9 protein-coding genes are annotated in these 11,897 nt (G+C 54.3%); all 9 read right to left on the bottom strand.

Translation table 11 applies throughout. The features are described from left to right. Window positions 1-11: 11 nt before the first annotated feature. Complete coding sequence (locus PKY88_02700) at window positions 12-2,081, bottom strand: sodium/solute symporter (GenBank protein HOQ04110.1); 2,070 nt, start codon at window positions 2,079-2,081, stop codon at window positions 12-14. Between the two features lie 245 nt (window positions 2,082-2,326). Continuing rightward, window positions 2,327-3,205: an FAD:protein FMN transferase gene (locus tag PKY88_02695; GenBank protein ID HOQ04109.1), complete on the bottom strand. Its 879-nt coding sequence runs from the start codon at window positions 3,203-3,205 to the stop codon at window positions 2,327-2,329. Further along, a complete protein-coding gene (locus PKY88_02690) occupies window positions 3,202-4,782 on the bottom strand; it encodes a TIGR03663 family protein (GenBank protein HOQ04108.1) in 1,581 nt (526 codons plus the stop codon). The genes PKY88_02695 and PKY88_02690 overlap by 4 nt, the downstream gene beginning before the upstream one ends. After that, window positions 4,779-5,558, bottom strand: coding sequence for a discoidin domain-containing protein (locus PKY88_02685; protein ID HOQ04107.1), 780 nt, complete (start codon window positions 5,556-5,558; stop codon window positions 4,779-4,781). Before PKY88_02685 ends, PKY88_02690 begins: the two co-directional genes overlap by 4 nt. 18 nt (window positions 5,559-5,576) lie before the next feature. Further along, window positions 5,577-6,863: a Gfo/Idh/MocA family oxidoreductase gene (locus PKY88_02680; protein ID HOQ04106.1), complete on the bottom strand. Its 1,287-nt coding sequence runs from the start codon at window positions 6,861-6,863 to the stop codon at window positions 5,577-5,579. A gap of 9 nt (window positions 6,864-6,872) precedes the next feature. After that, window positions 6,873-8,060, bottom strand: a complete 1,188-nt coding sequence (locus tag PKY88_02675; GenBank protein ID HOQ04105.1) for an MFS transporter — start codon at window positions 8,058-8,060, stop codon at window positions 6,873-6,875. Window positions 8,061-8,071: 11 nt separating this feature from the next. Then, window positions 8,072-8,677: a hypothetical protein gene (locus PKY88_02670; GenBank protein HOQ04104.1), complete on the bottom strand. Its 606-nt coding sequence runs from the start codon at window positions 8,675-8,677 to the stop codon at window positions 8,072-8,074. Then, a complete protein-coding gene (locus PKY88_02665; GenBank protein ID HOQ04103.1) occupies window positions 8,674-10,509 on the bottom strand; it encodes a cytochrome c3 family protein in 1,836 nt (611 codons plus the stop codon). The genes PKY88_02670 and PKY88_02665 overlap by 4 nt, the downstream gene beginning before the upstream one ends. Window positions 10,510-10,528: 19 nt before the next feature. After that, complete coding sequence (locus PKY88_02660; protein ID HOQ04102.1) at window positions 10,529-11,863, bottom strand: Gfo/Idh/MocA family oxidoreductase; 1,335 nt, start codon at window positions 11,861-11,863, stop codon at window positions 10,529-10,531. Window positions 11,864-11,897: the final 34 nt, after the last annotated feature.

Here is an 11,897-nt window from a genome sequence, read left to right as displayed (position 1 = left end):
TACAATCTCCCTCACCTGGCTAAACCGAGCGGACTGAAAATCACATACAAAAGCAGCGTAAGCACCACGACGACAACCCCGGCGACCGCTGCGCCGCGGGAGGAATGCAGCTGAATCGTCGTGTTCTGTCGAAACTCGATAGGCTGAGCCAGCGGCCTGGCCGCCGTAATCAGGGCCATGACCAAAAGACAAAGGATAAAACTGATGGCCATGCGGTTCAGGAAGTTGCCGATTAAAAAGGCCATGACTTCATTCTCCATCAGTTTGTCCATAGTCGAAACATATTTGAGCCCGCCGTACACAATAAAGTTGGTCACAAGCCCCGCCACACCGCAGACAGCCGGAGCGAGGCGAACCACCAGTCCGAAGACAAAAACCGCCAGCACACCCGGCGACAGAAAGCCCTGGCTTTCCTGAATAATCGTAAAGATGCTGTTGCTGATTTTGGGGTTGCCCAGCTGCGGGGCCAAAAAGACTGCCACAGCCGTAAACGCAACCACACAGATGCGCCCGAGCTTCACAACGGCTTCCTGAGAGGCGTTCGGGGCCAGATATTTCTTGTAGATATCCATCGTGAAAATGGTGGAAGCGGCATTGAGCATCGCCGCCAGCGAGCTGACAATCGCCCCCAACAAAGCCGCCAGCACAAACCCGACCAGACCGCTCTTTTTCGGAAGCACTTTGCTGAGCAGCTGGCCGAGAGCAGAGTCATACTTATACCCGAGAAATTTCTCGGTCGTAATCTTGGCGTTCGAAGCACGGGCCGATTCGCGAACCGCGGCATTGTACTGGTCCAGTTCCGCCGCCAGAGCCGGAAAAACAGTTCGCCAGGATTTGTCATCCGATTCGAACACGGTAAAGGGCTGAACCTGGAGCTTGTCGTACTTCTCTTTCAAAATCGGCAGGACAAACGGATTTTTGATTCGGCTTGCCTTCAGCGCCGAGTCACTCGGAAAGACCGCCAGCAGAAAAGCCCCCTGCGTCGGGGCGGCCAACACTTCCGGCGACGGCTGCGAAACAACCTGCACAAGCTGTGTGTTCGGATTGGCCATTTTGTATTTGGCCAGAACCGGGGCATTGTCCGCCGCCGCTTTGGACTTCATATCCGGTGCAAACAGGTTGAAGGCGATAATGCCGGGAATCACAATGACAAAGGGGATAAGCAGCTTCATAAAGGCCGAAAAGACAATACCTTTCTGTCCTTCCGCCAGCGAAGCCGAACCGAGCGTTCTCTGGGTAATATACTGATTCAGACCCCAGTAATAAAAGTTCGGAATCCACAGCCCCAGCAGCAGCGCCGTCCAGGGCAGGGTCGCATCGCTCATCGGAAGGAACATATTCAGCCGCACCTTATTGAGAGATACAAACCGCTCCAGCACTCCTTCACTGCCCGTAAAGGTTTTCAGACCGACGGCTCCCGTGCTTACATCTTCGATATAGGAGGCCTCCTGAACATTGCCGAGCATCTTAAAGGCGAAAATCATGATGACCGCTCCGCCGACAATCAGAGCACTTCCCTGAATCAGGTCGGCCCAGGCGCAGGCCTTCAGTCCGCCGGCCGCCACGTACAGCATCGCGATAATCCCGATAACCAAAGAAGCCTGTGCTACAGTCGGAACAAAACTCATTCCCATCTCTTCAGCCATCGTATTGATGGTCAGGGCCCCGGAATAGGTCACCGCCCCCAGCAGAAGCATGTAAATAAAAATGGTCGTCACAGCCATAATGGTGCGGGCGGCCGTGTTATAGCGGTATTCGAGGAACTCCGGCATTGTATAAATCCCCGCCCGCAGAAAGTAAGGCAGGAATCCGAAGGCCACTACAACCAGCGTAATGGCCGCCATCCATTCATAACTGGCGATGGCCATTCCGATATGGCTGGCGGCGTTTCCGCTCATTCCGACAAACTGCTCGGAGGAAATATTGGCGGCAATCAGAGAAAAACCGATCAGCCACCAAACCAGACCACGGCCGGCCAGAAAATAATCCTCGCCGGACTTTTCATGGCGGCTTTTATACAGCCCCAGCCCCACGACACAGACGACAAAAGCAACAAAAACAATTACATCCAGAATCCCCATTGTGCAGACTCCTAAAAAACGTTCTCTTCGTCTTTTTCTGTGTCTTACAAATCTCCCGTCATCCCCGCAACCTGTCCCCCGCAACTGCAAAGGAGGAAGGCGGGTATCCGGACTTTTTGTGAGACGCCATTAAATTATTTCCGAATTATCCATATTTTGGAGGCCGTATCAACAAAGATTTCTGAAAGTATTGACAGACCTGCCCATCCGATTCCTTGCAGAACTTGCAAAAAAATGACAGCTTCTTACCAGGGACCGAATTGGAGAGGCTTTTCGGTCGGTCTTTCTCTCAGAAGAATCAGAATGCCCAGGGAAGGATTTTCTCGACTGAACTGCTCTATTTCCTCCTTTGTCATCACCATAACGGCCGTTGAAACCCCATCACAAACGGCTGGGTCGCCCCCCTTTACCCAGACTGCCGATTTATCCTGAATTGCCTGACCAGTATTCGGACGAATCATGTCGGTTCCCCTCCGAAGACCAGAACAGCTGAGCGATTCATTTCTCATCAGAAGCGTCCGAATTTCCTTTTGCGTAATTGGATTGGTCAGGCGGACAGGCCAACCTGCCTGGTCCGACGGTGCATCCATTGCCAGGATGGTACTGGTCCCGCCGTGAATCAGGATTTTTTGAATCCGCCATTCGGCCAGCACATCGGCCATTTTCCGAACGGCAAATCCTTTCCCTATTCCCCCTAAATCCAGCCGGATTCCATCCGAATGCACTCGGACGGACATCTCCTCCGGACGGATTTCCAATCGATGCATCCCAACCGAAGACAGTCGGTTCCGAATCTCAGCTTCCGAAGGCGTCGTTCGTTTCCATAAATCAACCAATCCACCCACTGTACAGTCAAAAAGCCCACCGGTTTCCCTGTAAAGACGCCATGCAATTTGAAGGCATTCCATTGTTTCCGGAGAAACAATCACCGATTGTCCTTTTTGTGCGGAATTAATACGGGAGATGTCGCTGTTGGGGAGAAACCGGCTTAAAAGCGATTCCAAACGGTCTAATTCGTCGAAGGCCGCACGAGCGGCATTTGCGGCATAGACAGAATCCGGATGCTCGACAAACAGTTCAAATTCCGTCGCCATCGCACGATGACAGAAATGAAACGGCTTCATCGAGCCCTCTTCGTTTCAGGGGCGGATTCGCCCGCCTGCATCAAATCCAGCAAATCTTTCCGGATGTACCCTCTCCATTCGAGAGACGGCCGTAAATAGACCGGCGCATCAAAAAGCGGCAGATATAAAGGCCTCTGACCGGGCGGAGGGGTTTCATACAAATACTTCAAAATCTCCGGTTCCAGCCGAGCATCGGCCAAAATCAGGGCAGCGGCCGATATCGAGGGGTCCACCTCGCTGAAATAACCAACGGAAGGAAACGAGCGAAGATACCACGGCCACGGCCAGTAATCATCGTTTTCTGCAAAAACCTGAATATAAAGCCGCCGCCCTTGTCCGGAATCTTTCGCAATCTGCTGCACCTTTTGAAACATAGAAAAAATGTCGGAGCTTGTATGTCCGTAAACATAAGGATTCGAAGGGCTTGTCGTATATCTGGTCATCAAAAGGAGACTTTGAGCCAGCGGACTAACAAGGCCGAAAAGCAGCAGAAGTGTTAACCCAATCAGGTGTTCTTTGCGGCCGCGTGCCCAACGGAGAAAACGATCGGCCGCCAAGCCGGCCGGCAGAACCATCCCATACAGCAACGGCAAGACATTCCAGGGCGTTTTATAGGGAATCACCGAATAGCAAATCGTTAAAATCAGCGTAAAAAGAACCAGAAAAGAAGCCCCTGAAAAAACCGAACTCTTTCGCTGGTTTCTCAAGACAATCAGACTTCCCAGAAGGGCCAGAGCAACAATGCCGTCTTCGTTCCAAACAACCGGCTCAAAAAACTCCGTCCATGTCAGCAAGTCCAGATAATACCACCATGGATGAAAATGGGCCGTCTTAACGGCAGCATGAGAAGGATATAACCAAAGACTCCGCAGCGAATCGAAAAGCCCCTGCCAATGAGTCCCAAAGCCGGAAAAAAACAGAAGCCACACAAGCAGGAACACCCCCGAACCAACCGCGGCATCAAGGAGACGAATAGACCGTTCATGCCCCAATGACCGTCCCCAAAGAAAAAGAAAAGCCAGTGCCGCCGACACAAAAGAAAGAACAGCTGTTTCTTTTGTAGCAAACATCAGGCCCGCCGACAGCCCCGTCCAGACCGCCCAGCCGAGACGGGGCTTTTCCCAATAACGGCAAAGTCCCCCTAAAAAAAAGCCTAGAAACAAAACCAGCCAGATTTCGTGAATGAAATACCCGCTGTAATAGACAAAAGCAGGCGAGAATGCCAACAGAACAGAAGCAAAGAAGGCCGCCCTCTTTCCGATGTATGGAGCCGTCAGCCAGGGTGTCAGGACCACCCCTAATCCGGCCAGAGCGGTAATGCCCCTCAAAAGATTTTCCGACAATCCTTCCAGTGAACGGATGCCCGCCAGTCGTGCCCCCAGCCACGTGAAATAATACAGCGTCGGCCCGTGATACTCGAGCGGTTCGTATTTATACAGCCCGGTTTCCAGAAGATGCCCGAGTTTGACGGCGTGAACTGCCTCATCCGTGTGCATCGGGCGGATGGATAAAAACGGAAAACGGACCGCAGCGGCGGCCGCCAAAAGCGCACAGCCGAGGTAAAAAGAACGCTTCATCGCGGACTTCTGCCGAAGACCTCTATCTCGATGAAATGATTCATATCGTTCTGATTGTTGCCGCTGCTGTAAATCCGTACATAGCGGGCACGGGTGCCCTTGGCATCAATCAGTTTGCCTTCCGCTGTACCGACAAAGTTCTTATCCTTCCCGACGCCCAAACCGCTGGAATTGTCATCATCATTGTTAAACAGGGTTACCACACCCGTAATGAAATCCGGGTCGCTGCTGACCTGGACAATCACATCATAATAGACTCGTTCGGTCTTATGATACTGCCAGAAAACGATGGCGTAGAGTTCGTATTCCTGTTCCAAATCCACCTGAACCCACTGGGTGAATGGGCCCAACTCGACCAGACTGCCGTCATTGGCCTCCTTGTCGCCGTCCGTAATCATCGCATAAGAACCGAGTATCGGCTCGGATTCAGAACCGGTGACGGGTTTGCCGCGGGAAATCAGAATTGTGCCCTCCGGCGCCAAAAACGGCGGACGTGGAGCCCCCAGCGGTTTTTCGAGATTTTTCACACCCGTAATATTCTCCGGCGTACCGACAAATTGCGGTTTAGGGAGTGTTAAGGGAATCGGCACAAGTTTTTCGGCCTCCTTTGAAGCCGAAACAGCCGGTTTCGATTCTGCCGGTTTTTCAGATAAGGCCACATTCGCAGACGGCTGAGACGGAGCCGGTGTTGGAGGAGCGGGGGATTCCTTTTTCTGACAACCCGCAAGGGAAAACACAGCCGTTAAACACCCGACAAGAATAAGAAGGTTTTTCATTTTTATTCTCCTGACCTTTTATACCAGATTCCACGGCGAACGCATCGGCCGAAACCGCAGGCGGTTGGCCTGTTCATCGCCAACAAATTCTTCTTTTACCGGGTCCCATCGCAGAGGCCGGCCTAATCGGACGGCAATATTCCCCATATGACATATCGAGGCCGTCCGATGCCCGATTTCAGCCGGCGCCGCCGTTGTTTTCCGACTCCGAATGCACTCCAGAAAATTGCGGCGGTGATCACGGCTATAATACAGCTGAATCGGCTCTTTGCCAACAGCAGATTTTACAAGATGTTCCGGCTCTGAAGAAAGCCGCTCGCGGCTGACAAAAATCTTCCCTCGGGTTCCTTCGAACAGAACGCTTCCGGTCCCGTTGCCTGTTCGGCAGAACAGCTGAACACCATCCGCATAAGTAAAAACCAAATCATAAAACAGCGCTGTGTCGAACAGCCCTTCTTTGGGGAACTCTCCCGTCCCTTCCACCCAAACCGGCCCGGTATAGTCCGTCCCGTGTCCCCACTGGGCAATGTCAATCTGATGAGACCCCCAATTGGTCAGCTGTCCGCCGGAATAATCAGAAATAAAGCGGAAGGTGTAGTGGCACCGCTGCGTGGTATAAGGTGCCCACGGGGCCGGCCCAAGCCAGAGGTCATAATCCAGCTCCGGCGGAACAGGCTCCGGCGACCACTGCGGCGGACAGGTGCGATTATTTGGAGGAATCTCGACATAAATTTTTTTCAAATCTCCAATCCGTCCGTTTCGTACGAGCTGGCAGGCCCGATGAAAATAAACATCTGACCGCTGGTGAGAACCTGTTTGAAAAACCCGACCGTACCGCTGAACCGCATCGGAAAGAATCCGCCCTTCGGCAATCGTCAGGGTCAGCGGTTTTTCACAATAGACATCTTTGCCCGCTCGCACGGCCGCCAGCGCCATCGGCACATGCCAGTGGTCGGGGGTGGAAATAACGACGGCATCGATGTCCTCCCGGGCCAGCAGTTCACGAAAATCCGTTGTGCCGCAGGAAATATCCAGCCCGGCTTCCGCAAGGCCCTCCTGCAGATGACGGCGGTCTGCATCACAGACGGCGGCAGCCTGTACGCCCGGCTGATTCAGAAATCCCCGCAGATTGCCCATCCCCATCCCGCCGACTCCGATAAAGCCCAGCGTGATGCGGTTGGACGGCGCCGTCCTGCCGAAAAGAGGCGTAGTTGCAATCCAGGGGAACCCCAGCGCAGAGACCCCTGCGCCCTTCAGGAAGGAACGCCGGCTGAATGAATTCGACTGGTTCGATACGTTCACCATCGAAAATGCTTACAGGCTGCCCTTGACCTTGGAAAGAACCAGAGCCAGGATAATCAAGACGATGCAGACAGGCAGCAGCAGTTTCAGACTTTTCTGAATGGAGGCGCCTTTGGCCACATTGCCCATCGCTTTGGGAACAATCACGGCACCGGCCAGCCCCACCGCAAAGATGATGCCGAACAGACTGCCGTGAATGTCCGGCGAAAACTTTGAGAAGCTCACACCGACGGTCGTCGGAAAACACGGAGCAAACGCCAGTCCGGCCAGGGCCGCCAGAAGCCGCGCATGGAGCGATTGGACACACTGCATCATCAGAAAAATGGCGATTGCCGCGACAAGGGCGGCGGCGGCAATAACCCATCCGCCGTTGGCCGTCAAATCAAAATCGATTCGAGCGGGCAGCAGCCCTGTTGCCAAACGGCCGGCCATCATCGCAATCGCAAAAATGGACAGGAGCTGCTGGCCGAACGCATCAGCGGCCGCGGCTTCGATCGAGGCGTTTTCCTTTTGGATAACCTCTTTGCCGAAGGTAGGAAGCCAGTTGCAGAAAGAGGACTCCAGCGCAATATAGCAAAACAGAACAAAAGCGGCCGTCAAAACCGCCGGCTGGCCGAGCAGTTTTACCGCCGCCGCTATATCCAGTTTGGCACTGCTGGCCGGATATCCCTTGGCCGCCAGTGCAATCAGCACCGGAAGCAGAACAATCACCCCCAGCACAGACACAGCCTTTTCGTATCCGGCGGTTCGAAACAGGAAACTGACAATCAGCGGCGTCAGGAAAAGCCCCAGACCGAAAAAGACGTTGGCCAGATTGCTGGCCGCGGCAGGGTCCTTGCCGTCAAAAAGCACCTGCGGCGCCATCACATTTCCTGCTGTATTCAGGGCCATCGCCCCAAATCCCAGCAGCAGACACGGCCAGAGAACGGCGGTATAGGTTTTCCCAAAGGCCAGAATAAAAATGCACGCCGCCGTCAGAACAAACCCAAGCACCGCAATCCACTGATAGCCGATAGCATCCGTTATTACGCCGACCACCAGCGAAGCCACCAGACAGGCAAACATGAATCCGGAAATCAGGGTTCCGAATTTGCCTGCATCCATCTGGACTCGCGGCATCAGTTTGACGCTGATCGACCCCAGCAGCGAAAAGCACATTCCTAATCCGAATACACAGCATAATGCAACCGCCTGGACCATAACGAACCTCCTTATTCCACAGGATTATTTTGATGTTCCATGCCGATTTGACGGCGGATAAGCAGGTAAAGGAAAAGAAAAGCAGAGGAACCGAACGCCAAAGCACACCAGCGGTGGATTTCCAGCAGCATTGCCTGACCGTCGGTCCCGAACCAGGGGAACATGCTGAAGACCATACTCAGCGCCAGCGGCAGAGATAAAACCAGCAAAGCCCAAAAACAGCATTTCAGAACGGCATCCGACCTGCCTTCAAAAACCATTGCACCCGCCCAGCCGAACGCCAGAACTGCCAGACAGACCGCCAAAATCGGTGCAAATGTCGCATGAATCATCAGCAGCCAGCCGGCCAGACGGCAGCCGAAAAACAGCGGACCGAATCCCGTCAAAAACAAAACGGCAAAAGACAGCAGAGCCAGCAGCAGAACCAATTTTCGAAAACGTCCCCACGGAGAAAGCTTCTGCTCCAGCAGAAGCAGCGTGCAGACGTGAATTTTTGCACGAATAAGTTCTCGAAACGTCCAGCGTCTGGAGCGGGTGAACAGATGCAAGAGGATATGAAGCCCGATGCCTCCGAGAAGAACGGCAAAAACCAGCAGTGAAATCCAGCGGAATATCATTTTGGCTCCTCCACGGCCTTTTCCGACAAGACAGCCGCCGTCTTAATGGCATAAGCCAGAAGCACCAAACCGACCAATCCGCAGGCACCCAGACAAATCGCTTTCATCCAGGGACGAAAGACAAAAGAGAAATTAAACGCCCAGACATACAGGCGGCTCAATCCCTGCAGTTGGACCATTGGAACAAACCGCTCCATTCCGGCTATAGGGGAATCCGCCGGCACAGGGGTAAAAAAGAACGGTGAATCCGTCGTGTGGCAGTCTGCACAGCCCAGTGCACCGAGGGCCTGCTTGGCGGGCCGGACATCGTGAGCAATCGGCCAGGCATAGGGTTCTGCGGCCGGATGATCGGTACTGACCAGCGCATCGGCGTCGAGGCGATACAGCCGTCCGCCGCAGATATAGACCGGCTGTTTCGCTGAATCGGACGGCGCCAGCCGACGAAGCACCTCGGCAATTTGTTCCTCTGTGAGGACTCGCCAGTCATTGACCCTCTCAGCATCGGCGGCAAGAATCGAACCAGCCGCTTTGAGCACCTCAGCTGGCGGCAGAGGCAAGACACTTTCTCCTTCGAGCAATCCCCAATAGGCAGGCCAAAACAGCCGGTGCGGACCAATTTTGCCGTCGTGCCCTTTCAGAAAGACAGGGCCGTACACTTTCGGCAGCCGCAGGTCCATCGAATGCTTGCCGTGCAGCCCGATTTTATGCATACGGGCTGTCCGCCACTGAGCAATCTCCTGCCCAGGCCAAAGACTCGTATGACAGGCCGTACAGGCGAGTTTTTCAAAATGAATGGTGGGAATCCCGCGATGAAGCGGTTTGGGAGCCCCCAGCCGGCCTGCATCCGGCTCGACGGCTGATGTGCCCAGATGACAGCCCTCACAGGTGAGCGAAGCCAAACGGGGGTCACTCATTTCGTACCCGCGGTTAATTTTGTGATCCCGTCCGTTCCGGTGACAGTCCGTACAGCTCAGCCCGGATTTGAGATGAACATCCTCATCCTCCCTCCAGATATCAGATTCTCCGAGTTTGAGATTCTGATTGGAATGACAGAAATAACACCGTTCAGGCGGACAGTTTCGGCTGATATCGAAAAAGACCTGTCCTTCTTTGTTAAAGATTCCTTCCTGGTAATGAGTCGTGATTCCCTCGTCATACTCCGGGTCAAAGAAATCAGACAGCGCGGAGGCGGTTCCGTTGACGACAGCCAGCCCGCTGGAGGCGGCGGCAATCCAGCGGTAATTCTGGCGAGCCGCCTGCAGGGCCGCCGTATTCAAATCCTGCCGATTGTCCCGGTTGTGGCAGGCCAGACAGTTGATTTCATATTTTCCGCTGATTTCCTGGCGGGTAACCAGTCGAGGATTTTGGGGGTCCGCCGGAAGCTCGCCGTATCCGCCGCCGGGCAGATGGGTGCCGAACTCATTCAGATAATCCCACCCGCTCAGCCCAACCTGCTCCGGAGGAAAGGCCCCCTTCCAGCCGCGCGGGGAAATGGGAACCTGAGTGCGGGTGCGGACATCCCGCAGAACCCAGGGCTGACCGGGACGGCCCGGTGCGTCTTGGGGCTGCGGTCCGGGAAAATGCCGGCCGGAAGCTATGGTTTCATAGTCATGACACTGGCCGCAGGTCATCCGAGTCGAAAAAGGACGGGCGGGATTGTCCTGAGGACGTATCTTGACCCCCTTTTCGTCCAGCAAGTCAATCCAGTGGACGTAAGGGCTTCGGTTGGCGTCGTTGCCGTCCCCGAGCCGTCCGCCCTGTTCTGCGGCGAATGCCGTTCCGACAGCCGCCGCGGCCAGCACGATAAGAATGATCTGCTTGTCGCTGTTCATAAATACAGTCGGCGGTCGATTATACAGAAAACTCCTCGGGTTTAAACTCCAAACGGCAGCCCTTTTCAACAGCCTCATTTACTTTCAGCACCGTCACGGCCGTCTCGTAGCCGACTTCCGCCGGGCAAGTGAGTTTTTCGTTGCCGCGAATGGCCTCCAGAAAATTGCGGATATGCGGCTGATGGTACGGCACATTCATCGAAACCGGCAGTTTATATTCCGCCGGCGCAAAGGTCCCTTCCCGAACATCCAGAACCGCCTCTTCTTTTTGAGCATTATCCACAACGGGTTTGCCTTCGGCCTTTTTCAGATAGCCCTTGGCAACCCAGGGGTCCCATTCTTCTTCCGGCACCCAGCTTTCCCGATAGACACTGCCGCGGTTGGCCGATTCGGAAATAACAAGCGTACCTTTAAGGCCCATAAACGATTCAAAGTAGCCGTTGGCGCTGTTGGTCGTGAGCGTCTGGTAGAAGGCCCGCACCGGCCCGTCCGGCGTTTGATATTCATAGACGGCCATTACATTGTCATACCATTCATGGTTTTTCCAGTAATCTATGCCGCCGCTGGCCATCACACTGCGGGGAGCTGTACCCAGGAACCAGTTATAAATATCAATCTGATGAGACCCAAGGTCCACAATCGGCCCGCCGCCGAGCCCCTTGAACCATCGCCAGTTGCGGAACTGGTGCATATTCTTAAACCCATACTGATTCAGCACGGACTCCGGGATTTCCGAGCCGGCCGGCCAGTCCAGGTCCTCGCAGGAGGCCTTGCTTCGATTCCACTGGCCGTTAACGGTGGTTATCTGCCCGAGAAGTTTGGCTTCCTGAATATATTTCTCATAGCAGTACCGATAGCGCGGGTTGCTTCGACGCTGATGCCCGATTTGCAGCAGTTTGCCGGTTCGGCGGGCGGCCTCGAGCATCCGTCGGGCCCCTTCAAGCGTATTGCTCATTTCCTTTTCACAATAGACGTGAAGCCCTCTTTCCAGACAGGCAACCGTTTGTTCAGCATGCCAGAAATCGGGTGTGGCGATAAAAACGGCGTCCAAATCCGTCTCTTTGTCGAGCATTTCCTTATAATCTACATACGGTCTGCCCTCGTGACCATAAGCGGCCTTGTAGGCCTGCACACGCCGCGAAACCCGCCGAAGATTGACCTGCTCCCAGATGTCGCAAATCGCCAGAATGCGGATGTTTGCCTCCGGTCCCAGTTTAATCGCCGCATCCAGAAGGGCCTGGCCCTGCGCTCCGGCTCCGATAAAGGCCACATTAAGAACATCTTTTTTGCCGTCCGCTCCGAGCGCCTTGCCGGAAACAAAAAGCCCCGCTCCAATAGCGGCAGTTGCTTTCACAAACTCTCTTCTATTGATGGAATGACTCATCCGA

This window comes from Anaerohalosphaeraceae bacterium (assembly GCA_035378985.1).
Taxonomy (GTDB): Bacteria; Planctomycetota; Phycisphaerae; order Sedimentisphaerales; family Anaerohalosphaeraceae; genus JAHDQI01.
The sequence above is the reverse complement of the archived record's forward strand: the minus strand, read 5'-3'. Positions and strand labels throughout refer to the sequence as shown.

Excerpts from the sequence above, each read along its gene's own strand:
- PKY88_02700 (HOQ04110.1), bottom strand. The coding sequence starts at position 2,081 with ATGGGGATTCTGGATGTAATTGTTTTTGTTGCTTTTGTCGTCTGTGTC.
- PKY88_02695 (HOQ04109.1), bottom strand. The coding sequence starts at position 3,205 with ATGAAGCCGTTTCATTTCTGTCATCGTGCGATGGCGACGGAATTTGAA.
- PKY88_02690 (HOQ04108.1), bottom strand. The coding sequence starts at position 4,782 with ATGAAGCGTTCTTTTTACCTCGGCTGTGCGCTTTTGGCGGCCGCCGCT.
- PKY88_02685 (HOQ04107.1), bottom strand. The coding sequence starts at position 5,558 with ATGAAAAACCTTCTTATTCTTGTCGGGTGTTTAACGGCTGTGTTTTCC.
- PKY88_02680 (HOQ04106.1), bottom strand. The coding sequence starts at position 6,863 with ATGGTGAACGTATCGAACCAGTCGAATTCATTCAGCCGGCGTTCCTTC.
- PKY88_02675 (HOQ04105.1), bottom strand. The coding sequence starts at position 8,060 with ATGGTCCAGGCGGTTGCATTATGCTGTGTATTCGGATTAGGAATGTGC.
- PKY88_02670 (HOQ04104.1), bottom strand. The coding sequence starts at position 8,677 with ATGATATTCCGCTGGATTTCACTGCTGGTTTTTGCCGTTCTTCTCGGA.
- PKY88_02665 (HOQ04103.1), bottom strand. The coding sequence starts at position 10,509 with ATGAACAGCGACAAGCAGATCATTCTTATCGTGCTGGCCGCGGCGGCT.